This window comes from Clostridium muellerianum, assembly GCF_012926525.1.
Taxonomy (GTDB): domain Bacteria; phylum Bacillota; class Clostridia; order Clostridiales; family Clostridiaceae; genus Clostridium_AM; species Clostridium_AM muellerianum.
On the sequence record NZ_JABBNI010000025.1, the window covers coordinates 193,751 to 217,991 of the forward strand.

Here is a 24,241-nt window from a genome sequence, read left to right on the forward strand (position 1 = left end):
GATTATATTATACTCATAATTTTAGAATCAATAAGCCTAATTATATTAAGTTTTATAAAGTTCCAATGTCCTCCCTTTCAATGTTACTTATTTCTGCATCCGTATTACACTCTATAAAATTTATAATATTTTCTAAAGTGGAATCCACCTGTGCTGAAGCTGTACATACTCCTGCAATACCTATTACTATTAGTTGATGAATATCCTGCTCATCAACTTCCGCTACTGATATATTAAACTTATTCTTTAATTTTTGAATTATACTCTTAACTACCATTCTCTTTTCCTTTAATGAGTGTGACCATAATGCTCTTAAAGTTATCTTTACAAGTAAAACCTTCATATATTTACTCCTATCCTTTTTACTATAAGTATAATTTTGTTTCAATTCTCCTGTCATATTCTGACCAATTACCAGGTTCTGTTTTATCTTTCACCTGAGAAATCTTATTCATAGTAGCATCTATAGAATCAGCATAATTAACTATAAAGGACTCCTCCATTTTCATTGTTCTTGGAGACCCAAATTCAAGTTTACCATGATGTTGAACAATACATCCTTTTACCCTGGTAATAAATTCTTCTGAATAAAGTTCTAGATTTTCTCTAACAGCTTTATCTATTAGCTCTACACCAATGACAATATGTCCTTCCATTTCTCCCCTATTAGTATATTTAAAAGGTCCATCATAATACAATTCATAAACCTTGCCAATATCATGAAGTTTTGCTGAAAGTACTGCTATTTCTGTTCTTCTACAATTGTATCTTTCACAAAGCATAGCTGTTAAGTACATAACATTTAATGTATGTTCTGCAAGACCGCCTATATAGTTATGGTGCATAGATACTCCACCTATTCCCCTTTTAAATTTTTCTAAAAATGCTTCATTTTTAAAGAAATAATCATTTAAGGCTCTACTTTCCTTTGAAACAATATATTTATCTGTATATAGATCAATTTCATCCATAATGTCTTTAATTGGTCTTTTTACTGATGGAAGATAATCTGAAATATTATATTCTGAAACTAATTCATAATTTTTAATATTTAAATTTCCATCTTTACTTCCCTCAATTTCTATTACTGCTCCTTCTGTAATATCTTTATTCTTACTTGGTACATTAACCTTTATTTCTCCACTCTTATCTGCTAATATACATACATACTTATCATCATCTTTAAATATTATCTTCATTACCATCAGTGATATTTTTACATCATCTCCACTTTTTATGTCCTTTAAAAAATTCTCTTTTTTCATCATATTTATTCCTCCAAATTAAGTATACTAAAATAGTCACATAGTTAATTCTATAATTAACTGTACTAAAAATCAAAACTTTTAATTTAAAATCTACTTTATTTACACCAAATTAATGTTTTAAATTCTCATGCATACGTTGAGATCAATGAAACAAACCAATTGTATTTTATTTAAGATTTATAAATTATTTTAATGCATACTTATTTCATGAAAATACCATTAAAAAGCATAACCAAAGGCAGTTTAAATGTTATTCACTTAAACTGCCTTTTAGTTACTACCTACTAATCATAATTTATTATATCCTTTAAATTTTAAATTATTATACTATCTTAATAACCCCAAACATTGGATACTAAAATTTTTCACTTTCATTATACACTAATTTAAGTTTTCAATGGGACAACTAACTACAGTTTACAATTTTGTGAAAGCATCTAAAATTAAAATATATTTGAATCAATAGTATTTTTTCCTTCTTTGTAGTAGTTCAACCTAGTTACAGCTGGACCTTCTATAATATCACCTTCAAATGTAAATCTTGAACCATGACAGGGACAATCCCAGGACTTTTCTGCACTATTCCATTTTAGTTCACATCCCAAATGTGTGCATGTTATATCAACTAAATGTAATTTACCATTTTTATCTCTATACACACCATATCTTTCTCCATGAACATCTATTACCTTTCCCTCATCATTTTCTAAATCAGCACTATACTGCCCAATTTCAAGTTTTCCCTTTACTAATTCCTTTGCAACATCAAAATTTTCTTTAACTAAGTTTTTAATTCCTTCAGTTATAATACTACGTGATGGATTATATACATCTTCATAGGGACTTTCATTTTTAACTATAAGATCCCTTATTATATTGGCAGCTGCTGTTCCATTTGTCATGCCCCATTCACCATAACCTGTAGCAACATAAATATTTTCTGATGAAGAGGTAAGATTTCCTACATACGGTACACCATCTACGGTTATATAATCTTGTGTTGACCATACATATATAAACTTTTCAATATTAAAGGTACTTTCAGCGTAATTTTTTAATTTTATATAATGATCTGCCATGTCCGTACCATGAGCAGTTTTATGATCTTGGCCTCCAATAATTATCATCTGCTCATCCCTATAGCTTTGTGAGCGAAAATACCATCCTGCTTCTCCTGCATCTACAAAGGTACCTTTAGGTAATTTATCCTTTATTTTTGCAGTTATTACATATGATCTTTGTGGACGAAGTCTTGCAAAATATAACCCTAGACCATCATAAAAAGGAAAATGTGAAGCTAAAACAACCTTTGAGGCTGTTACTTTAATCCCTGTATCTGTTATTAAAGTATATAATTCATCATGTTCTATGTCTACAATTCTTGTATGTTCATATATCTCACTTCCACCACCTGGAATGTTCTCTGCAATTTTAAGAAGATATTTTCTAGGGTGAAATTGTCCTTGATTTTCAAAACATAGTGCACCTTTTATTTGAAATGGCAAACCTAAATTTTCAACATACTTTGCATTTATGCCTAAGCTTTTAGCTGCTTCAGCTTCTTTTTTTAGAGTAGCTATGTAATTTTCATCCGTAGTATAAATATATGCTGGCAGCCTACAGAAATCACAATTAATATTATATTTATTCACCATACTCTCTATAAAATCTATAGCACCTTCATTGGCATCTGCATACTGCTTAGCTTTCTTTTCTCCCATACTTTTTATTAAATCATTGTATATTACATCATGTTGCGAAGTAACATAAGCAGTGGTATGCCCTGTAGTTCCTTGAGCTATCCTATCTGCTTCAACTAATGCAACTTTAAAACCTTCCTCTTTTAAAAGAAGAGCAGTGGTAATGCCTGTAATGCCTCCTCCTATAATTGCAACATCAGTTTCAATATCTTTTTCTAAAGTAGGATAGTTTGTTTCAGAGGTTGAATCAAGCCAATAGGATTTTGATATTAAGCCACTGTTATTAATACATTTATTTTTATCCATAACTACACTTCCTTTTTATTTCTAAAAAAACCAATACATATTTTTATTTTGTGTTCCTATAAATAAAAATATGTATATTATTAACATCACTTATACAAATCTTTAATATTAAGTGTACTATGTATTTTAGAAATGTACATTAAATTACTTTATTCTCATTTTATTTTTTATCGCATGTATAGTTAATATCACTATTGGTAGTACAACAGCAAAGGTACCTATCAATAGTACCCATGTAGTGCTATCCCATTTTGCTTCATAAGTGCTATTTGGATAAACAATATTAGAAAATACTGTTGATATTAATCCAAGTGGCAGTACTATTTTTTTATAATCCTTGAGTCCAAGTAATTGTGAAACACCTATAGTTCCTCCATAAAAATATAATAACGCTTTAAAAAATAACGTTATGATCCAAGATGCTGATATGATAGCTTCCATTCTAGTAAAAACAATACCAACGTTAATTTCTTTTGCAAGTGCATATGTTGGAAATGACAAATTTGCCGCAATATTGCTACCTAAAACTAAAATAGACATACTATTACACATAAAAATAATAAAAGACCCCCATAAATATCCTATAAATAAAGGTTTGCGTATATCTTTTACATTACTAACATTTAGAGGATATATCATGTTTAAAACAATCAATGACCAGGTAGTATAACTTGATAAAAGAACTGCTCCCTTTAAAACAGGAATAATCCCCTTTTCTAAAACTGGCAATACATTTTGAAACTTAGCATTAGGACTAACCAATATAAATGCTAGTATAAGCATAAATGAAACAATATAAATAAATATCTCTGAAGCACGTGCTATTGCTTCAATACCATATAATACCCCTATCACAACAGCAATAATTATAACTGTATTTACTACATATATAGGAGTATTTATTAAACTTTGTGTTGTAATAAAATTTCCAACATACCATATAATTTGTGGCACATCTAATAAACAAATAAACACAAAAGCAGCAGATATAAAACTTCCACACCATTTCCCAAATACTGAACAAATTATATCAACATAGGATTTATTAGGATATAAGCTAGCTAAATAATAATAAATCCAGACAAAAAACAAACCAAATAAAGGTGTTAATATTGTACAAATCCATGCATCCTGTTTTGCTATTCCTGCAAGACTAGCTGATACCACAATAATTGAAGTACCACATGAATAATTTACCGTCAACGCAAATAACTGATGACTTGTTATTCTAGTTTTATTCATAGTCACCACCTCATTCTAATAATTCTCTTATAATATTGTTAAAAGGAGAATACACCCATTGTACAAAATCTGAAGGATTTGGTATATCAACATTAAAACTTTTTAGTATTGCAAGTACTGTACCAAATGAAAGTAATACTATAAATGTATATAGTTCCTTATAAAGTTTTTGTCTCAACATTTTGGGAATTTCCACAATACTTAATACTATACTAAACACCAATACAGATAAAATAGATACTATAGCCATGTTACTATTTCTCCTTAATAAAAAATGATTTTGTTATTTGACCAAGCTGATTTGTTTTTAGATTAACCATAATATTCACAGGAACATGTGTAAATTCAGTACTCCAATCACCTTTAATCTTTGCCCATAACTTAGGATTCTTCCTGTGCACCGCTTCTCCAAAACCAAAAATATCACTTTTAAGTTCATTTTGTGCCTTATTAACTGCTTTCTCACATATCAATTTTATTCTTTCTTCACCTATTTTATTTAGTATATTTTGGTTTTCTTCCTTCGAAACATCAAATTCTCCTTCTACTGCTCCAATATTTTGCTTTACATTTATCTTTACATTTATAACAGGTTTATCATTTACTAAAGAAACTTTCACATTGGTTTTAGCATTTATAACCTCACCTGTAATTTTCACTTTATCACCATAATATGAATATCCTACTGAACCTTTTACATTCCCAACAATATAATTATATCCCTTACTTTCATCTTCATTTAACCAACCTATAAGTTTATCTTTTTCAAAAACACCTAAACCTGAATAGGCTATTTTTTTAATTTCACCACTTTGTTTTAAATTTTCCATAGATTTTGCTAAAGTTTCACCTTCACTAATCTCGATGCCTGTAATTACAGGATTTTTTCCATCTGAAATAATAGAGTTAACTAATTCAATAATTCTCACAGCTTTTGTAGGTGCCCATTCCCTACTAGATAACTTAAGTGAATTATACATATAAATTCCTGGTATTGATTCTATAGGAGTTAAAACGCTCAAAATTTCTTTTGCAGTTCTATTTTTAGCCACTGCAAAATAAAAATCGGTACGGTATTCATGGTTACGTGCAAAATAGTCAAGAATATCTTTTATTCCATCTTCCGCAACTTTATTCCCAAGTATAACCATTCTAAGATGTGAATTATATATTGCCCTTGGAGATTTTGCTGTAATACTTCTAATCGCTGAATCTAAATCTCTTCCTTCCGCTGTATATAAAACGACTGGTGTCTCATTTGTGGCTTTTTTAGCAGCTATAACCTTTGGATTTATAACTTGTTCTGAAATTAAATATCCCTTTTCTGTTTTATCAATCCCAGTAGCCACAACAATTGCAAGAGTATTTATTTCTTTACTGCTCCAACATCCAGTAAGACATGTACTTTGTAATATAATAAAAATAATTAATGCCTTTCTAAAATTCATTACATCACCTTAATTCTGGTTTTTTCTTTTGACTTGAGCTTACAGGATCTTTTTCTCTCACTCTTAACGCACTAGTAGCACTAATACACGTAAGCCTATGTTTCATTTTCCATAATGGAAATCTAAAGAATGTATCTTTATTACTATTTTTCACTCTTGGTGCAATTGGTGTTAAATATGGAACTGTTATAGATTTTATTTTACATAAGTGAAGCACCAAAATAATAAGTCCTATAAATACCCCATATAATCCAAGTAAAGCTGACAAAAACATTAAAATAAATCTTATGGCCCTTATAGCATTTGACATCTCATAATTAGGTATAGCAAAACTTGATATAGCCGTTATTGAAACAACAATTACTATGGAAGCTGATATAATACCAGCTTCTACTGCTGCCTGGCCAAGCACTAACGCTCCTACTATAGAGATAGCTGATCCTACAGCTCTTGGCATCCTTATACCTGCTTCTCTTATTATTTCAAACACAAACTCCATAGATAATGTTTCTATAAAGACCGGAAAAGGAACACCTTCTCTTTGTGCAGCTATACTTATAAGTAAAGGTGTAGGAAGCATTTCCTGATGAAATGTTGTTATTGCTATATATGTTGCTGGTGTTAAAAGGGTCAGTAAAAAGGCAATAAATCTTATAAAGCGCATCATTGAAGATATAATATAATGGTGATAATAATCCTCACTTGATTGAAAAAATTCAAACATAATTGCTGGAGCCGTTAATACATAAGGTGTTCCTTCAACTAAAATTGCTACTTTTCCTTCAAGCAAAGCTGCAGCTACAGAATCAGGTTTTTCTGAATTCAAAAAAGTAGGAAATATAGAATATTTATCATCCTTAATTAGTTCTTCAATATACCCACTTTCTAATACAGCATCAATTTCTATTTTATTAAGCCTGTTTTTTATTTCCTGTACAATGTCATCTTTGGCTATTTCATCAATATACATTACACTTACTGCTGTTTTGGTTACACTACCTAAAAACAAATTCTCCATTTTTAATTTTTTATTTTTTATTCTTTTTCTAATAAGTAAAATATTTGCACTCAATTTTTCTGTAAATGAATCTTTAGGACCTCTTATTATTGTCTGAGAAGTTGGTTCTTGAACTGCCCTACCTTCATCAGTATTAGTTCTTATTGAAAAAAATTTATCATATCCATCAACTAAAAATACAGTATTGCCCAAAAGTAGTTCAATATAAAGAGTTTCATAATCGTTATCTTCTTCTAAATCTCTTATGCCAGAAAAATAATTTATTAATGTATCAAATTCTATATTAAATTTTGAATTGAGGTATTTTAATTTTAACTTTGAAAGTTCCAGTGACAATGAATTCATAATCACTTTATCAGTTAAACTTTTAATACATATAGTTGCACAAATAAAATCTGCATTATTATCAAATTTGAAATAGTCAATTTTAAAATCACTACTGCCGCCAAAATCAACTTTTATTCTACTTATATTTTCATTTATATCCTTGCTAATAACTATACTTGAGTTATCTTCATTAATTTTATTTGTAGATTCCGATTTAAAAAATTTCATTGGTGCAATCTCCTTATATCTTAAAGTACATTATTATATGTTTTGTAAGTACAACAAAATATATTCTTATTAACACACAGTTTCTAAGTAAGAAGTTCTTTAGTAATTCTAATTTATGAATTGTCTAGTTATACATATGTCTGCAGAATAAAAAAACAAAAGTTAATATATCTTCCAATATAATATTATTAATCCTATCACAACACAAATTGCTTTTATGTAAGATTAAAACTATTAAAATTAATGTTAATGCATCATTAAATAACAATATTACTCAATACCATATTTTCCATGATATTCTTTGTTGTTTTTATTTTTTCTTGATATTACTAACTTTTTATTATTATCTATTCCCGCATAAAATACCTCTGAAGCATCTTTAACATTTTGATTATTTAGTTGAGCTTTTAACCATTTCTTACTTAATCCTGCAGCTGATAAATTTTCATCCATTATGTTCCCATCTATTATTATATCTTTCATAAGTCCAGATGTTGTTGCCTTTATATTCATATGGTATGGAGTAAGTGGTTGCTTATCTGCTTTTTGAAGCACTGATAACTCTCCATCCGTTTCCATTATTGCAAATTCTACATCACCTAAGTTAAAAGTATTCTTTTCTCTTAACTTCATCATTAATTCATCAATAGTCAATCTAATATTTTTCATATTTTTTTCAACAATAGTCCCATTTTCAACTAAAGTAACTGGTTCTGAATTTACCATCTTTCTTACCCTAAAACTCTTAATATGTAAATATGCAGTTATAATTGTTAGAATAGTTACTGAAATAAGAGCAGTTACGGCAGATATTACAGTGAACCTTGGACCCACAATGGTATTTGCAATTATTGCCCCCATTGAAACTCCCATAACAAAATCGAAAAATGTCATTTGAGATATAAGTTTTCTTCCCACAAGTCTAGTTAAAAATATTGCTAAAATGTAAATTATAATACTTCTAACTATGGTGCTAAACAATACATTTTCCATGTATAAATCCTCCTTAAATTCTTTAGCAATAATCTATTTACACATTCCCCAAAATTACTTTGCTTAAGTGTTTTTTAGCAATCTTTTCCGCTTCTCTCATAAAGTTTATATCTGTAGGTGAATTTTCAAGTTTGTATCTTGGAAAATATCTAGAAAGGTGTAGAGGGATATCATGATTTACAGAATTTATAAACTTTGCAATTTCCTCTACTTCATCTAGATTATCATTTTCACCGCTTACTAATAATGTTGTAATCTCTACATGGCAGTGTTTTGCAGCTATTTCAATTGTTTTTAGCACAGGCTGCAGACTTCCTCCACAAAGATCTTTATAATATCCAGTACTAAAACTCTTTAGATCAATATTCATAGCATCAACATAAGGAAGGAGATTCTTTAAAGGCTCCTCACTAATATATCCATTGGTAACAAGTACTACTGATGCATTAGGATCTGTTTCTTTTAAAAGTTTAGCGCAATCATATACATATTCATACCAAATACTCGGTTCGTTATAGGTAAACGCCAGCCCTATATTGTTTTTCATAGTTAGTGCAGTTTCTACTAAATTTTCTTTAGATATGAGTCTACTTTCAGCTTTAAACTGAGAAATACTGTAGTTTTGGCAAAAGCCGCAGGTAAAATTACATCCAAAACTTCCTACTGAAAAAATTTCAGTATTAGGTCTAAAATAATGAAAAGGTTTTTTTTCTATAGGATCTAATGAAGCTGAAGTAATTTCTCCATAATTTATAGTAAAAAGTTCTCCATTTTCATGAGTTCTCACATTGCATTTTCCAAAATGCCCATTTTCAATAACACAATTGTGTGGACATAAGAAGCAGTGAATTTTATCTTTAAGTTTTTCATAAAACATAGCCTGTGTCTTCATAATTACACCTCGAATTTCCAAATATTGTAATACATGTATTCAATTTTATCTGATGGATACCATTTCTCCTTGGAAAGTAATTTTTATAAGCAAACTCCATCTTAACCTAAAAATCAATTAATAAGAACTACTATCATACTTTTAAAAAATAAACTTCCATAAGTTATACTATCAAAAATAAGTTTTTGTAATATACTATAATTCTATACTCAAAATAAATGTATAAAATAATTTTAACTATGAGTATTATTTTCGCTCTAACAAAACAATTCAAAGAACCTTTATAAAGAAAATTTTTTATACTAATTTTAAAATGAATAAAATATTTATGAAATATTATTTTTAACATCACCTTTGTATCTTAATAAATAAAATTGCCATATTGTGAAAAAATTTACCCTATAACAACCTTAACCCTAATATGCTATAATATAATTAATGTAAATCAAAGGGGTGAAATTATGTTTCTAAAAAGTAGTACTAAAAGATTTTTAACGTTCAAAGTACATTTTCTTCTTATTTCATTAATGGTATTATTTTGCACTAGTACTGTTTTTGCACAAAGTAATTACACTGTTTTTACTGACCAACAAAATATAAGTACAGATAAAACTTGGAATGTTAAATTTTCAAAAGACATTGATAAAAACACCGTAACTAACGAAAATGTAAAAGTTATTGATGATACTGGAAGTTCAATAAAATTAGACTTAAGTTCCAGCGGAAATATTATTTCTGTAAAGCCCTTAGTTAGCTACACTCCAGGTAAAACTTATACTATATATGTGAACAACATAAAAGCTTTAAATGGAGCTGCTCTTCTAAATCCTGCAACTATGAAATTTACAACTAAAAATGGTGTACAAGCTATTGATACTTCTAGCTACTCTCTAGTGAATACACATACATATAAAGTTACTGATACTTTAACTTTTTCAAGTGACAGTGACACAAAATTGGATATAACTTATAACATTGGAAGTCCAAGTAACTCTCCTTATCAAAAGGAAATGGACTTAAAGGGAACTGGCGAAAATTCTCAAATTACTTCTGAAAATTCTGTGAACAAAAAACTTACAGGTTCTACCTATTTAAAAGCTGGAGAAAAGTCACAATATCAAGTCACTAGAACTATACAAGTCAGTGGTATAAAATATATAAAGGATTTATCTAAAACCTCTGGAAATTACAGCAGCTTTAGTGATTATACTAAATATACATCAGCTTCTGATAAAATAGAGAGTAATAATTCAGCTATTATAGACAAATCAAAAGATTTATTTGCAGGAATAAGTAATCCTTATTACAAGGCAAAAAAGGCCTATGAATTTGTAAATAACTATATGACTTATGATCAAAATAATAAAAATAAAGGAGCTTTAAATGCTCTGCAAACCTCTAGAGGAGTATGTGAAGACTATTCTGAATTATTTGTTGCACTTTTAAGGGCTTCTGGTGTTCCTGCTAGAGTTGTTACTGGATATTGGGTTGATGGAGAAAACTTTAGTAATAATGTAGCAAATGGAAACAATTATAGACATGCCTGGGCAGAGTACTACTTACCAGAATACGGATGGATACCCGCAGAGCCAACTAATCTATATTATTATAACGGAAACAAAACTATAGATTATAGCTATTTTTCAAATTTAAGCGGACCAGCTCATTTTATTACAGGTTATGATACAGTTGGTGAAAATAAGGATAATACTATATATTCCAGTTATTTTCAAGGAAGCAATGTAAGTAGCAGCATACAAACACAAATTGAGAAATTAAATTAGTAATCACATTGCAACACAACTGCAAATAACCGAAGAAACTTTTAACTGTATTCCGACTGATATATGTAGTGCAGGAACACTCACTTCATTAAGAAGTTCTAATTGCTTGAGATATTGAAAAATACCTACCTCTTCAAATGCGACGTCCTGTCGCTTTCAGAGCTTTTGCCGTCCTGGCAAAAATTACGGTATTTTTAGAGTAATGAAACTCCACTTCCTTTTGTCAGAGGAGTAAGCGATTCGCACAAAATCATAGATTTTGGCTCTCTGCTTAACAACTTCTAAAATTCGCTCGAATGTTCCTGCACTACATATATCAGTCTTCATACAGTTAAAAGTTTCTTCTTACTTCAGTTTACATATATACTATTATTCCCATTAGTTTAAAAGCGTAGCTTTCATAATAATTATTTTTTATCTATATATTTTAAGTTATATATTTTAATTCCAACCTAAAGCGTAAACTTCAAATAGTAGTAGTTTGACAAAGTTCTTAGTCTTTCACAAACTTTAAGCTTTAGAATAGCTAGAACCTCTTACCCTATATATCACGAAATAAAAGTTAAAATCCATACTTCAAGTTGCATAATATTATTTTTAAACTATGAAAATTCAGTTAAGCATGAAAACATTTCATTTTTTACGTATATTCATCATTTCTAAATCATATGATAAACATGGCAACTATTGTAGTAACAATCAAACCTATAATAACTGGCTTTAAATTCTTTTTCGCTAGTTCAAAAGGATCCACTCCACATATAGCTGCTACAGGTATTACAGCCCATGGTATTATAGTTCCTCCTCCAACCCATATAGCTGCTATTTGTCCTAGTGCAGTAAGAGTAGCTACTCCTCCACCTAAAGCTGTAGAAAATAATTTTGCTACAGAACCTGCTAAAGATATTCCTGAAAATCCTGATCCATCCAAACCTGTAATTGCGCCAACCACAGTAAGAGTTGTAGATGCAACTGCAGCATTTAAAGGCACCAGATTAGCTAGACATACGCCTAAATCATTAACTATACCATTAGAATTAACTGGCAATACCTTTCCAAATATTTCGTTAAAAGCTGAATCCCCTAAATAGAAAAATGCAGCTATAGGTATAACTATACCAAATATTTTAAAACCAAACTGTAATCCTTTAACAAGATTACCTGTTATTTTTTCTAAAGCTTCATTTTTGTAAGTTAATAGAGATATTAAACTCATTATAAATATAGCCGTTCCACCTATAAGCGCAGTAGCATCCCCACCTTGCAGTTTAGCGGTATACATCACAAATATGTCTACAATAAATAAACCAAAAGTTATTAATGCTAAAATCCTTTTAAAATTCTTTGAAAGAGTAACTAAATTAGGTTTCTTTTCATCATTTTCATCTTCCATAGTATATTCTGTAGATATTTTCCCTAATTTAATGTCCTTTCTAAGTAAGTAAAATGCTGTTATAGTGGTTACTAAACCCATAGTAATTACCAACGGAATACTTGCGTTAACTACACTAGATACTGGTATACCTGCTGCATCTGCTGTAAGCTTAGGAGCTGCCTGAATTATATAATCTCCTGACAAAGCTATACCATGTCCAAACAAATTCATTGATATTGCCACCCCTATAGCTGGAAGTCCTACCTTCTTTGCTATAGGTAAAAATAAAGCCCCCACTAGTGCTACTGCTGGTGATGGCCAGAAAAACCAGGAAAGTATCATCATAACTATACCGATAACCCAATAAGCAATCCAGTAATTTTTTATTACTCCTTTAAAGGGCTGTACTATTTCTTCATTTATACCAGATTCTATTAACACGTTACTCATAGCAACAATAACAGATATAATAAATATGGTGGGCATAAGTTCTTTAGTGGCATAAACAAAGCTGTTAAACACCCCCATAGTAGAATGGTATAAAGAACCTGTGCCTACCAATCCAAGCAAGAATATACCAAGTATACAAATTAATGAAATATCTCTTTTCTTGGCCATAGCTGCAATAATTATAAATATGAATATTAAATAGATATAATGAAGGGGGGTTAATAATGTACTCATTTTTTCCCTCTTATAAGATTACTTTACTAATAGATTATGCAGAGCTTATATAAAGTGATATTGTATATATATTAATATTATATTTTAGTTATTTTTATATCTTTATTAGGAGAATACGCTTATTACAGAATTAATGACTTTTATCTACTTAAGGTACAATAAATCTTTCAATAGTCACTTAATAATATAAATATCGTTAATCTAGCATAAAAAGGTATTTTAATTTATAATACCATGATGTGATATGTGCACATTAACATCAACATTAAAATTAACTTGAGGATATGTTTTTTTCCAATCAACTTTTTCCCAATATGAATTATGCTTAGCTCGAACTATATCGCCTATACCTAAAGGGTCACTACCAACTTCTTGAGTATATTTTAAGATCTGTTTACAATTTTGCCTTATTTCATCTGCTAACTCCTGTTCAATATTTTTTAAATCTACTTTATTTCCAATACCATTCCAATAGAGTTCACTTATAGACCCTTTGAAATCTAATTTGATATCTGCTGTTGGTATATTTTCTGTTATATATGCATTAATGTGCCTCTTAATTTTGGAAATATTGAAGGCACATCCCTTTTTTCCATTATTATATTTAGGATCTTGAGGTGAAATACTTATGTATGTTGACTTTTTTGCTTTTCCCATCATAGATAGCAAAAGTAAAGTTTGCCTTGTATCTACTTTGCCAACAAATTTATCATCTGAAAATAAGGCTGTTCCAGCTACTTCAATACCCTTTCCCCTTTCAAATTCCAATTTCAATATAGGCGCTACAGGATCTATTCCTGGTGAAAAAAGATCTGTAGTAAAATTATATACTTGAGTGTCTGGTATATTCGATTGGTCTATATTATGCTCAATAAGCTGGCGTATATAAAATGCTGGCCTTGGCTTATCTCCGAAAGCTTGAGCCTTTTGTATTAAATTATTAGGACTACCTTCTACAATTGCCACATATGCTATTAAAGGATTAGTTGGATCACGTTCAAAAACATCCAGTATATTTGCCATCCCACCTTTTGCTGCCAAGGACTCTGATATTAAAACTTGCTGCATCTTTCCTGCTTCTAACAGCTTAGAGGATATTTTTCTTGCATCTTCTCTAAATTGCCTTAACAAATTTTCATTATCCTTGTATATAACCTCAATTTGCTCCTTTGTCTTTGGTTCTACAACAGGACTTGAATAAGTCATTAAAATTTTATCATCGCTATCTGATGTTTCCAATCCAAGTTGCAGTATAAATCCTATATTTTCATAAACCTTCTGATCCCAGCATCCTTCTAAAAATAAGGACAATATTATAACTAAAGCAATAAACTTTTTCATTGGAAGCATTACCTCCTCCTTATCAAAGAAATAAAAAATGAAAATGCTATAAATAATATATTTGCTGCACCTAATAAAGCATCATAATTCATATATGTAAAAATATCCTCAAGATTTTTTGGTATTCTACCAATTATCATTACAACAATGAATACTATTGCAATCAATAATTTTTCTCTGCGTATTTTAAATAATTTTGCTATACAATAGTAAGATGAGAAAAAATAACTTCTTACTGAACCTGCCATAATAGGAAACCAGAAGGCAATAAAAAATATATCCAGCCTTTCTAGTATTGGGACTTTTATTGCTCGTTCAACACTATACATAGGAAATATAATCATTTTTAATTTATTCTCACCAAATAAGGCTGTAGTAAAAGCAACAACAATTATATAAAATATAGCTATATATATGCTTTCAATGGTTACCCATTTTACTGGATTGCTTTTATTTGTAACATTAGGATAAAAAATTGTTATTAATTCAATACCCAAAAATGAAAAAAATGCATAAGGCATGTTTTTAAATATTGTAATAATACCTGATTTAGCAATTGGCATTAAATATGTTACCCTTGTATCTCTTATAATCAGGAGAAAAGTTAAAATTAATGTAATGTGTGCTAATATTAGTAAACTGGCAAATCTGCATATTACTTTTAATCCTTTAGTTACTTGATAAATTGTAGGTATAAAAATAAAAAGTGATATGACAATTAATGGTGTTTGGTTCAATACTGAAATTTTAATCATTTCAGCAAAAAATCTACTGCTTAAACTTGTAGTAAAAAGAATATAACATATAAATATAAAATTGAAGAACATTCCAAAGTACTTGCCATATAGTAAAACATTAATATCCAAAATTGAATTATTAGGGTATCTATTTATGAGCAATGCTATAAAAATAGCAAGTAATAACATTATGCATCCTGCTGCAACCACAACAAGCCATCCATCATGACCGGTCTTTTTTGCAAGATTAGATGGTAGCGTAAGAATACCTAAACCAATTTGAGCGGATATACCAAATATTATAAGTTGTTTTAATGTAATTTCATGTCTTTTATCAACCAACTATTTCCCTCCTCGCTTCTTCTTTAATGGCAGAGAAATATGAGGTCTTATTTTCATAAAACTTAAAGGTGCTCTAACTACTGTATCCTTAATATCATCTTTTTTAAAGGGTATTATTGGACTGAAATAAGGTTGACCTAATGATTCTAATGATAGTAAGTGTGAAATAATAAAAACACTTCCTACTAACACCCCAATAATTCCAAAAAAAGATGCAAACATTAAAAATAAAAATCTAACTAATCTCAATGCCAATCCAAAATCATAAACAGGAATTACATAAGATGCCATAGCTGTAACTGCAACTACAATAATAAATAAACTACTTACAATTCCTGCATTAACTGCCGCTTGACCAATTATAATTCCTCCTGCCACACCAATAGTAGTTGAAATATATGTAGGTAATCTAATGGATGCTTCTCTAATGATTTCAATTGTGAATTCCATTGTTAAAGCTTCAACAACAGGTGGAAAAGCTACCTCAGTTCTAGATATTGCTAATGGTATAAGTAAATTTAGAGGAACTAAATAATATTGAAAAGCAGTTGCTGATATATATAAAGCAGGTAATGTCATTGAAATTACTACTGAAATTATTCTTATATATCTAATAAACGATCCTAACATCCATTTAGTGCTATAATCATCAAGTGCCTGAATAAAAGACCAAAAGGAAACTGGGGCAATTAATGCAAAAGGAGTTCCATCCATTAATATTACAAGTCTACCTTCCAGTAAAGACGAAACTACTTTATCAGCTCTTTCTGTTGCTAAATACTGTGGAAATGGTGAATTAGGTGAATCTGTAATATATTGTTCTATATACCCAATAGCAAGTAATCCATCCGTATTAATTTTACTTATTTTATTAATTAATGTACTTAACAATTTGGGATTTGCAATTCCATCAATATACGCAACAGCAACTGTCTGTTTAGTTTCATTTCCTAGTGTTATAGTATTAAATTTTAAATTTTCATTTTTAATTTTTCTTCTTAACATAGCAATATTTGTATCAAGACTTTCAATAAACCCTTCATGTGGTCCACGAACATTTTTTTCATTTTCTGGTTCGGTAATACTTCTTTTTTCTGCATCAATCAATCCACATATAATAACATAATTTAATTTATCCATTAAAAAAATTATCTTTCCATTCAATACTGATTTAACAGTAGCATCTATGTCATACTCTAATGAGGTATCAAGCAAAGGCAAATAATCTAAAATTTCTTTATCAGGTATATTTTCAATATCCATGGATAACATAGGCTTTACAAAGTCCCTTTGAATCAAATCAATGTTTATAAAGCCTTTTAAATAAAAAAAACATCCTTTTCTTCCATCCTTAAGTATTAACTTTTTATTTATTACATCAGGACATTCCTTAAATTTACTAACAAGTTCATTAATATTATCATCTATATTTTTAGATAAAGACTTATTAGCACACACTTTTAACACCCCCATAAAAAAGAGATACTATATTTACAAATTAATAAGTATTTATAAATAATTCATCATATATTTATTATTTTAGTATTATCACTTTTTAATAAACTATGTAACTTTTAATTTATTTAGCAGATACTTAAAATTATATAAAAACCTTACTGTTTATCTGTTTAAACCCTTTTATCAAAATTATTTCTGGATGTTTTTTGGTATTCCCAATAAAAACCTTATTTTGAATTTATGTAAAAAGCTATTTTGAATTATATCTGAAAAACACATTTATACTACTTCATAAAAATCAAAAGGGTAGAAAATCATATAAAAGGTTTTCTACCCCAAAAATTAATTGGTTGTAATTAAATTTCAATTTACCAAAATATAAGGAATTATATAAATTTAATTTCGATTTGCATAATTATGAATATAACAGATATAATTTTACCTTTAAACTTTGACCAGAATATAGATTATGCGCTTATATTACACTTCTTTATGTCTAATTACTCTAAACTTTTCTATTGTATACTCTTCATTAGATGCTATACCAGCCTTTTGCAGAGCAATTGATAACTGTTCTTCTACAGTATCTACACCTTCTAAATCAGGAAGTAAAAGTCCCGTTTTTCCTCTGCTTCTTACAACTACACCATATTCCTTTGGATCTAATTCTTCCTTGGAAGAAGGTTCAGATTCCGTTAAAACATCCACTGAAAAAATAATATCTAAAAGTTCTTCCTCCTGTACTTCATAAAATCTAGGATCATTAATTCCAGCTTCAATAGCATTTCGTATAATTTCTTCTGCAACACTTTCAGTTGTAGGAAATATAGTTCCAATACAACCCCTTAATTCTCCCTGCTTTTTTAAAGATACAAACACTCCTCTTTTATTATTTTTCATTTCTTCTGTCACATAACCTGGAAGCTGTTTAATTTGTTTTCCTGAACTTAGATAGCTAGTAAGACTTTCCCTTGCAAGTTTTACATAAGCATCACTTTCATTTTTTCTTTTTTCTAAGGAAGCTCTCCTAAGAGCCTCTAACTCCTGCAACTTAGGCGAATCCTTAGAATCAACATTAAACCTCATTACTCCATAACCTACTCCAAAAGTACCTTCATAACTTAAAAGTTCACCATTAAATTTCTTGCCTTCTAATGTGCCAAGTAAAATTACAGTAGAAGGCCTACCACATTCTCCAGCATTACATATAGTTTCTTTATCCATGGTAAAAACAGATTTTACATCTCCTTGTTCTAAGTGATGAAGAAACTCCTTATCAAATTTTTCTCCAAAAGGATTATAGCCATAAGGGCCCTCTTCCTTCAATCTATGAGATAAATCCCCACTTGCTATAACAACAGCATTTTCACCTAGTTCTTCTACCGCTTTGCTAATATTAATGCCAAACTTATATAAATCAATATCACCTAATCCAGTGTAAGTAATATGTACCAGCTTATATTCTTTGTAATATTTATTTATAAAGTACAGAGGAACCATAGCTCCATGATCTAAAAAAACACAAGTATTATACTTATTTAAAAGGGAATTTGTAGCCATTGCAACAGCTATATCATCTTTATATGATAATTCATAAATTTTACTAGTAAGGGCTTTATCAATTGGAAATTTCATAGAAACATTAGAAGCTCCAAAGTTTTCTAAACTTCCCGAAACTTCATCCTCCAAGCTAAGTGCAATTGCATCCTGAAACATAGTTCCATGAGGAGTTATTATTACAATAGTATCAGGAGATTTTTCAGCAATTTCCTTTCCTATGGCATGCAAACTATTACTAGTATTAGTAATCTTCTTTTCTTCTCCCTTTCCCACCTCTGGAATCACAATTGGTGGATGTGGCATTAAATAAAAACCTTGTAAACTCATAAAAATCACCTCTATTAATATTTTAATTTCTACATTTAAATTTATCCCACAGCTGCTACTCTATGTTTCAATAAAATTCTAATATAGTTTATGCTTTAGCTGCTATTTTAACCATATAATAAATTTTAAGAAAAGGTTGCTGACAAACATATTTTGCCCGCAACCTTTTCCTATAAGCATAATTAAACATTTATAATTATCACATTAAATTATTTTTAAAAATCAGTAGCACTTTTATCTTCGCCTTTCACTTCACTCCTCTGAACATCACAACTAGAATTGTCCTTTTTCTTAATATTAATTTGTGCTAGAAGCATACCCATAAGCATAAGCGCACACCCCCAAGCTCCTCTAATACCAATACTCTCCTTTAAAATTAAAACGCCACCTATACTACCAAATACTGCTTCCATACTCATTATAATAGCCGCTTGAGATGGTTCTGCATTTTTTTGAGCTACAATTTGAAGAGTATAGGCTACACCACATGAAAGAATGCCTCCGTATAAAATAGGTACTGCAGCTAATAAAATTGAACTCATAGATATTTTTTCTACAAATAGAGCACTCACCAAACTAAGCATTGAACACGTAACAAATTGAATAAACGCTAACTTTAAAATATTAAGTTTTTTAGAGAAATTATCTATTAAAAGTATTTGAACCGCAAAGAAGAAAGCACATATAAGCTGAAGAAAATCACCATAAGATATAGAAAATTTATCTGTTATACACAAGAAATATAACCCTATAACAGCAACTATAACGCCAATCCAATTATTAATATTGATATGCTGTTTTAAAAACACACCAAAAATGGGCACAATTACAATGTATAAACCAGTTATAAACGCTGCTTTTCCCGCTGTAGTATATGCTATCCCTACTTGTTGAAAAGATGAACCCAAAAATATAAAAATTCCTACAATAATTCCAGGCCAAAATGCTTTTTTTAACTCTTTAAAATGTTCATGCTTTTTCTCTGAATCGTTATAAAAAAGAATAAGAGGAATCAATGATATACTTCCAAGCGCAAATCTTACAGCATTAAAAGTAAATGCCCCTATATATTTCCCCCCAACTACTTGAGCAACAAATGCAAATCCCCATATAGTTGCAGCAAGTAAAAGTAAAAGATTAGATTTAAGTTTTTTGGTTTTCATTAAAATTAGCCCCCTTTTATGCCGATTTATATATAAATATAAGTATAATATACATTCTCTGTGCAGTACACCTTTTTACCTAAAAATTAAGTAACCTTGTATATTCATATTTAAAAATTTATAACAAGCTTTTTAATCATATTTATTGTTTATAAATATATTTAACATTTCACTATAGAGAAAACATCACTACCTATATTTGGATAAAGTATCCTTTTTTTAATACGATATAAAAAACAGGAATGACTAACTATTTATGTCAATTATGTTAACTTGTGATTATAAATTAAAAAATAACAAAATCACAGGATTAACAGTTACAAAATTAAATATTTAAATAGGAAATCAACTATTTCCTTAATATTATAAAGTAAATTAAATACATTTTAAAAGAAAGGTGGAATTCTCATGTCATTAGGATTATCTACTAATTACAATTTAAATAAATATAGTGAAACGAGTGTTAATTCAAGAACTACATCATCTAAAAAAACAGATTCAACAAATTCTACAGACTCTTCAAAATCGACTACTGAATTAACATCTAGTAATAAAAATAGTTCTGTAGATGATTATCTTAAAGAACTTTCCAGCAAATTTCCTAATTTAAAATTTCAAGTAGGATTAGGAAGTCTTGCACCAGGTAAACTTATGCCTCCTGATGTTAAGGGTTTGGGAAATATTAGAATAGACCCTACTTACTTAAAAAAGGTAGCATCTGATCCTAAAGCTGCAGAAGATTTAGAAGCAAAACTTCAATGGGAGCCTTCAGCAGAAGCCTGGCTAAAAAGCATGTATGCTCTACAGGGTAAGAGAGTAGTAGCTACTGTTACTGGTATTGATGCAAACGGTGATTTTTTTGGTGGAGCAATTACCGAACCTATTAATTCAAAGTCAAATTCGGATTCCGACTCAAAATCCAAAAAGGAACCTGGCAAGCTCTCACGTATAGATCTTAATGAAATATTGCAAAAAAAATATAAACAATTAGAGGAACAAAAAGAGGCAGAAGCTAAAAGACTAGAACTAATGTCTCAGACAAATACTAATGCTGCAAGTTTACAAAAAAAGATTGCTAAAAATTATAATCGTACCCTATTTAACAATGTTAATATGAATTTATTTGATACAAATAGATAGTATAAAGCTTTTAACAATTTTTGAAAATCTCATTTTAAAAATCAGAATCTGATTGTTTTGCTTTAAAGTATATGAAAGAAAATACCTAGTCAGTATGTTAGTATATTTTGCATAATACTGAGTCAGCAGAACCTGCTTTCTTGTCAATGGCAAAACACACTAACATCTTTCACTGGTTATTTTCTTTCATATGCCTAAATCAGGTTTTGATTTTTTACTTTATTACATTATAATTGCTCTAAAAATCATATTCTTCTATTTCCGTTTTTATCAAATAATATTCTTAAGTGAATTTCTGTGTAAATTATAGAACATATAAGTGCTATTATGGATATGGTGGTTGAAATTTTAAATGCTTTATCAAAGTCACCCATATATATTACATCACACAATACTGCTACTATTAAAGATGCAGCACCAATATACACAAGCATAATAGCCGAAAAACGATTTCCTTCATCCCATATAGTTTTATTTTTCATAGAAAATGGTGTCTTGTATCCATAACAACTATTTATATGCTTTGGTGGAAACAATTTAAGTATAACTCCAGCAGCAATGAGAATTATTCCAATTACATACTCAGAATGTAACATAGTAAAATTCCTCCTTGTTAGCATATTATATTTTCTACCTACCCTTACTTAAAATTATAGCATATTTTCCATTCCTTACCTATATATTTGTAGCTCAGCAATTATGAATACCCTGCTTACTCAACTTCCTTTTTTTTCAGTGTAATATCAATAAAAGAAATACCAAAGGCTAAACCTAGTGCAATAGAAAAATTTCTAAATAAATCTACATTGGAAGATCTAAAAATATAATCAAATACATAGTTTAACGCACCAAATACAATAAATAAAATAAAAAACTTAAACAATCTTTTCTTTATGTCAACCCATTTCAATTTTCTTGAATTAAAAATAGTTACAATAGGAACATATACAATCAAAAATAAAGTTAAAAATACATATGCCATTCCAAAATAGAGAGCTATTTTACCTTCTATATGATTGTAAACCATCCACAACATAATTACAGTTCCAATTGCAAATAGTATATAAAGAATTATGGTAACCATTGATAACATACCTTTTTTCACTCTATCCCTCATTTCCATAATATTGTCTTTATTATAACTAATTTTATATGTAACTACAATTAACACATTTTAAATTGCATTATTTTTTTGCTTTAATAAGCATATCATTTATCTCTAAATTCTCATCACAATATATGGTAAAAATCATTTGTGCTGAAGGCGCACTCTCTATAGATTCACCATTTTCTTTTTTCATATCTTGAAGCTTTACAACTTTATTGTTTCCTTTAGGGGTTAATACTTCAACCGTATCTCCATTATAAACCTTGTTCTTTTGCTCTATAGTTGCAATATGCAGTTCTTTATTATAATTTCTTACAATTCCTACTATGTCATAGTTTCGAATATAAGAAGAACTATCATAATACTGCCTCATATCCTCATCAAAGTAAAATCCAGTAGTATACGGTCTATGACTAGGTTTTAAAAGATAATCCTTCCATTTAGAATCAAATACATAATTTTTAGGATCTTCTATATATTTGTCAATAGCTTCTCTATATGCTCTTATCACAGATGCCACATAATAGGAACTCTTCATTCTTCCTTCAATTTTAAAAGAATTTACTCCTGAATCTACAAGCTCAGGAATATGCTCTATCATACATAGATCCTTTGAATTCAATATATAAGCTCCACCTATTTCTTCAGTAACTTCATTATACTGTCCGGGGACTTTTTCTTCTATTAGACGGCACTGATATCTGCAAGGTTGTGCACAAACTCCCCTATTAGAATCCCTGCCTTTTAAATAATTTGAAAGTAAACATTTTCCTGAATAAGCCATACACATGGCACCGTGAACAAAAGCTTCTATTTCACAGGATTGTGGAAGCTTTTTTCTTATATCTTCAAGTTCTTTAAGACCAACTTCTCTTGCCATAACAACTCTTTTAACGCCTAGATTATGCCAAAATAACGCTGATTTATAATTTAAGCAACTTGCTTGAGTACTTAAATGTATATCCAAATCTGGCACAACTTCCATTGCTGTCATTATAATTCCAGGATCTGAAACAAGTATTGCATCTGCACCCAAGTTATCCAATTGTTTAAGATACTCCTCAAGTCCCAGTAAATCTTCATTATGAGGAAATACATTTACTGTTACATGTACCTTTTTACCTCTGGAATGAGCAAATTCAATACCTTCCCTCAATTCTTCATCAGTAAAGTTATTTGCAAGTGCTCTTAAATTAAGTTTGTTTCCTCCTAGATATACAGCATCAGCTCCAAAATTTATAGCTATCTTAAGTTTTTCTAGGTTTCCCGCTGGGGCTAAAAGCTCCGGTTTGTTCATAATTATAATCCATCCTTTATGTAATTTTATCTGCAGTATAATACTACTTTCTTTGTTAATAATATTCCTATACAGTTTACATGTCAAAAAATAAAATAACCTAACATTAAAGATACCATCATGATTTCCTCCTTAACCTAAGTTTAATTTATTCACATTACTAATCCATAAACACTAAAAAAGAAGCGGTTTTGCTATATAACTTACTTTTTATAGTAAAACCGCTTCTTCATATTTTTAAATTTAATTTTTATTATGAATATTATGCTTGTTCTATTGAAACAACTTCATAGCCTGCATCTTCAATAGCAAATTTTATATCAGCATCTTCAATTTCACTGCTAGCTTCAACTACGGCTGTTTTAGAATCTAAATCTACAGATACATTAGTTGCACCATTAAGTTCCTCTAGTGCTGTTTTTACATGATTAACGCAGTGTCCACAACTCATTCCTTCAACCATTATCTTCTTTTTCATAATTTATTCCACCTTTCACTTTATA

Annotated in this window: 21 protein-coding genes; 2 read left to right on the forward strand and 19 right to left on the reverse strand. The window is 29.4% G+C overall.

Annotated elements, in window-relative coordinates; all coding sequences use genetic code 11:
* Positions 1 to 52: 52 nt before the first annotated feature.
* The 9 genes from HBE96_RS13845 to amrS all read right to left on the reverse strand — a co-directional run bounded on the left by HBE96_RS13845 (position 53) and on the right by amrS (position 9,422).
* Positions 53 to 343 (reverse strand): DUF503 domain-containing protein, encoded by a 291-nt coding sequence (locus HBE96_RS13845; RefSeq protein ID WP_169298319.1) that lies wholly within the window; start codon positions 341 to 343, stop codon positions 53 to 55.
* Positions 344 to 365: 22 nt separating this feature from the next.
* Complete coding sequence (locus tag HBE96_RS13850) at positions 366 to 1,268, reverse strand: 3'-5' exoribonuclease YhaM family protein (RefSeq protein ID WP_169298320.1); 903 nt, start codon at positions 1,266 to 1,268, stop codon at positions 366 to 368.
* 443 nt (positions 1,269 to 1,711) lie between these two features.
* Positions 1,712 to 3,274 (reverse strand): FAD-dependent oxidoreductase, encoded by a 1,563-nt coding sequence (locus HBE96_RS13855; RefSeq protein ID WP_169298321.1) that lies wholly within the window; start codon positions 3,272 to 3,274, stop codon positions 1,712 to 1,714.
* Positions 3,275 to 3,418: 144 nt separating this feature from the next.
* Positions 3,419 to 4,516, reverse strand: a complete 1,098-nt coding sequence (locus HBE96_RS13860; RefSeq protein ID WP_169298322.1) for a GerAB/ArcD/ProY family transporter — start codon at positions 4,514 to 4,516, stop codon at positions 3,419 to 3,421.
* Positions 4,517 to 4,526: 10 nt separating this feature from the next.
* Positions 4,527 to 4,766 carry a hypothetical protein gene (locus HBE96_RS13865; RefSeq protein ID WP_169298323.1) on the reverse strand — a complete coding sequence of 80 codons (240 nt, stop codon included), beginning with the start codon at positions 4,764 to 4,766 and terminating at the stop codon, positions 4,527 to 4,529.
* A gap of 4 nt (positions 4,767 to 4,770) precedes the next feature.
* Positions 4,771 to 5,964, reverse strand: a complete 1,194-nt coding sequence (locus HBE96_RS13870; protein WP_169298324.1) for a Ger(x)C family spore germination protein — start codon at positions 5,962 to 5,964, stop codon at positions 4,771 to 4,773.
* A 4-nt stretch (positions 5,965 to 5,968) separates the two neighbouring features.
* Positions 5,969 to 7,537: a spore germination protein gene (locus HBE96_RS13875; RefSeq protein ID WP_169298325.1), complete on the reverse strand. Its 1,569-nt coding sequence runs from the start codon at positions 7,535 to 7,537 to the stop codon at positions 5,969 to 5,971.
* A gap of 270 nt (positions 7,538 to 7,807) precedes the next feature.
* A complete protein-coding gene (locus tag HBE96_RS13880) occupies positions 7,808 to 8,530 on the reverse strand; it encodes a DUF421 domain-containing protein (RefSeq protein ID WP_169298326.1) in 723 nt (240 codons plus the stop codon).
* Between the two features lie 37 nt (positions 8,531 to 8,567).
* Positions 8,568 to 9,422 (reverse strand): AmmeMemoRadiSam system radical SAM enzyme, encoded by an 855-nt coding sequence (gene amrS / locus HBE96_RS13885; RefSeq protein WP_169298327.1) that lies wholly within the window; start codon positions 9,420 to 9,422, stop codon positions 8,568 to 8,570.
* Positions 9,423 to 9,883: 461 nt separating this feature from the next.
* Between amrS and HBE96_RS13890 the strand changes: the two genes are divergently transcribed.
* Complete coding sequence (locus HBE96_RS13890; protein ID WP_169298328.1) at positions 9,884 to 11,206, forward strand: transglutaminase-like domain-containing protein; 1,323 nt, start codon at positions 9,884 to 9,886, stop codon at positions 11,204 to 11,206.
* A 664-nt stretch (positions 11,207 to 11,870) separates the two neighbouring features.
* On the opposite strand, the gene HBE96_RS13895 is transcribed toward HBE96_RS13890, so the two are convergent.
* From HBE96_RS13895 to HBE96_RS13920, 6 genes are all read right to left on the reverse strand, one after another.
* Positions 11,871 to 13,265: a hypothetical protein gene (locus HBE96_RS13895; RefSeq protein ID WP_169298329.1), complete on the reverse strand. Its 1,395-nt coding sequence runs from the start codon at positions 13,263 to 13,265 to the stop codon at positions 11,871 to 11,873.
* A 219-nt stretch (positions 13,266 to 13,484) separates the two neighbouring features.
* A complete protein-coding gene (locus HBE96_RS13900) occupies positions 13,485 to 14,606 on the reverse strand; it encodes a Ger(x)C family spore germination protein (RefSeq protein WP_243186937.1) in 1,122 nt (373 codons plus the stop codon).
* Between the two features lie 8 nt (positions 14,607 to 14,614).
* Positions 14,615 to 15,685, reverse strand: coding sequence for a GerAB/ArcD/ProY family transporter (locus HBE96_RS13905; protein ID WP_169298331.1), 1,071 nt, complete (start codon positions 15,683 to 15,685; stop codon positions 14,615 to 14,617).
* Complete coding sequence (locus HBE96_RS13910) at positions 15,686 to 17,143, reverse strand: spore germination protein (RefSeq protein ID WP_169298332.1); 1,458 nt, start codon at positions 17,141 to 17,143, stop codon at positions 15,686 to 15,688.
* A gap of 480 nt (positions 17,144 to 17,623) precedes the next feature.
* Positions 17,624 to 19,030, reverse strand: a complete 1,407-nt coding sequence (gene amrA, locus HBE96_RS13915; RefSeq protein ID WP_169298333.1) for an AmmeMemoRadiSam system protein A — start codon at positions 19,028 to 19,030, stop codon at positions 17,624 to 17,626.
* A gap of 215 nt (positions 19,031 to 19,245) precedes the next feature.
* On the reverse strand, positions 19,246 to 20,193 hold the full coding sequence (locus HBE96_RS13920) for a DMT family transporter (protein WP_169298334.1): 948 nt from the start codon (positions 20,191 to 20,193) through the stop codon (positions 19,246 to 19,248).
* Positions 20,194 to 20,601: 408 nt separating this feature from the next.
* On the opposite strand from HBE96_RS13920, the gene HBE96_RS13925 reads away from it, so the two are divergent.
* Positions 20,602 to 21,333, forward strand: a complete 732-nt coding sequence (locus tag HBE96_RS13925; protein ID WP_243186938.1) for a DUF6033 family protein — start codon at positions 20,602 to 20,604, stop codon at positions 21,331 to 21,333.
* A gap of 245 nt (positions 21,334 to 21,578) precedes the next feature.
* Here the strand turns inward: HBE96_RS13925 and HBE96_RS13930 are convergent, their stop codons facing one another.
* The 4 genes from HBE96_RS13930 to HBE96_RS13945 all read right to left on the reverse strand — a co-directional run bounded on the left by HBE96_RS13930 (position 21,579) and on the right by HBE96_RS13945 (position 24,216).
* The gene (locus HBE96_RS13930) at positions 21,579 to 21,929 is read right to left on the reverse strand and encodes an SdpI family protein (RefSeq protein ID WP_169298335.1); all 351 of its coding nucleotides are present in this window, start codon (positions 21,927 to 21,929) and stop codon (positions 21,579 to 21,581) included.
* A gap of 116 nt (positions 21,930 to 22,045) precedes the next feature.
* Positions 22,046 to 22,438, reverse strand: a complete 393-nt coding sequence (locus tag HBE96_RS13935) for a hypothetical protein (RefSeq protein WP_169298336.1) — start codon at positions 22,436 to 22,438, stop codon at positions 22,046 to 22,048.
* A gap of 79 nt (positions 22,439 to 22,517) precedes the next feature.
* Positions 22,518 to 23,738: a peptidase U32 family protein gene (locus tag HBE96_RS13940; RefSeq protein ID WP_169298337.1), complete on the reverse strand. Its 1,221-nt coding sequence runs from the start codon at positions 23,736 to 23,738 to the stop codon at positions 22,518 to 22,520.
* 262 nt (positions 23,739 to 24,000) lie between these two features.
* The gene (locus HBE96_RS13945; protein ID WP_169298338.1) at positions 24,001 to 24,216 is read right to left on the reverse strand and encodes a heavy-metal-associated domain-containing protein; all 216 of its coding nucleotides are present in this window, start codon (positions 24,214 to 24,216) and stop codon (positions 24,001 to 24,003) included.
* Positions 24,217 to 24,241 lie beyond the last annotated feature (25 nt).

Bases quoted from the DNA above. Each gene is read 5' to 3' on its own strand.
- HBE96_RS13880 (WP_169298326.1), bottom strand. From the start codon at position 8,530: ATGGAAAATGTATTGTTTAGCACCATAGTTAGAAGTATTATAATTTAC.
- HBE96_RS13945 (WP_169298338.1), bottom strand. From the start codon at position 24,216: ATGAAAAAGAAGATAATGGTTGAAGGAATGAGTTGTGGACACTGCGTT.
- HBE96_RS13890 (WP_169298328.1), top strand. From the start codon at position 9,884: ATGTTTCTAAAAAGTAGTACTAAAAGATTTTTAACGTTCAAAGTACAT.
- HBE96_RS13875 (WP_169298325.1), bottom strand. From the start codon at position 7,537: ATGAAATTTTTTAAATCGGAATCTACAAATAAAATTAATGAAGATAAC.
- HBE96_RS13855 (WP_169298321.1), bottom strand. From the start codon at position 3,274: ATGGATAAAAATAAATGTATTAATAACAGTGGCTTAATATCAAAATCC.
- HBE96_RS13900 (WP_243186937.1), bottom strand. From the start codon at position 14,606: ATGAAAAAGTTTATTGCTTTAGTTATAATATTGTCCTTATTTTTAGAA.
- HBE96_RS13930 (WP_169298335.1), bottom strand. From the start codon at position 21,929: ATGTTACATTCTGAGTATGTAATTGGAATAATTCTCATTGCTGCTGGA.
- HBE96_RS13845 (WP_169298319.1), bottom strand. From the start codon at position 343: ATGAAGGTTTTACTTGTAAAGATAACTTTAAGAGCATTATGGTCACAC.
- HBE96_RS13940 (WP_169298337.1), bottom strand. From the start codon at position 23,738: ATGAACAAACCGGAGCTTTTAGCCCCAGCGGGAAACCTAGAAAAACTT.
- HBE96_RS13865 (WP_169298323.1), bottom strand. From the start codon at position 4,766: ATGGCTATAGTATCTATTTTATCTGTATTGGTGTTTAGTATAGTATTA.
- HBE96_RS13870 (WP_169298324.1), bottom strand. From the start codon at position 5,964: ATGAATTTTAGAAAGGCATTAATTATTTTTATTATATTACAAAGTACA.
- amrS (WP_169298327.1), bottom strand. From the start codon at position 9,422: ATGAAGACACAGGCTATGTTTTATGAAAAACTTAAAGATAAAATTCAC.
- HBE96_RS13925 (WP_243186938.1), top strand. From the start codon at position 20,602: ATGTCATTAGGATTATCTACTAATTACAATTTAAATAAATATAGTGAA.
- HBE96_RS13850 (WP_169298320.1), bottom strand. From the start codon at position 1,268: ATGATGAAAAAAGAGAATTTTTTAAAGGACATAAAAAGTGGAGATGAT.
- HBE96_RS13920 (WP_169298334.1), bottom strand. From the start codon at position 20,193: ATGAAAACCAAAAAACTTAAATCTAATCTTTTACTTTTACTTGCTGCA.
- HBE96_RS13895 (WP_169298329.1), bottom strand. From the start codon at position 13,265: ATGAGTACATTATTAACCCCCCTTCATTATATCTATTTAATATTCATA.
- HBE96_RS13860 (WP_169298322.1), bottom strand. From the start codon at position 4,516: ATGAATAAAACTAGAATAACAAGTCATCAGTTATTTGCGTTGACGGTA.
- amrA (WP_169298333.1), bottom strand. From the start codon at position 19,030: ATGAGTTTACAAGGTTTTTATTTAATGCCACATCCACCAATTGTGATT.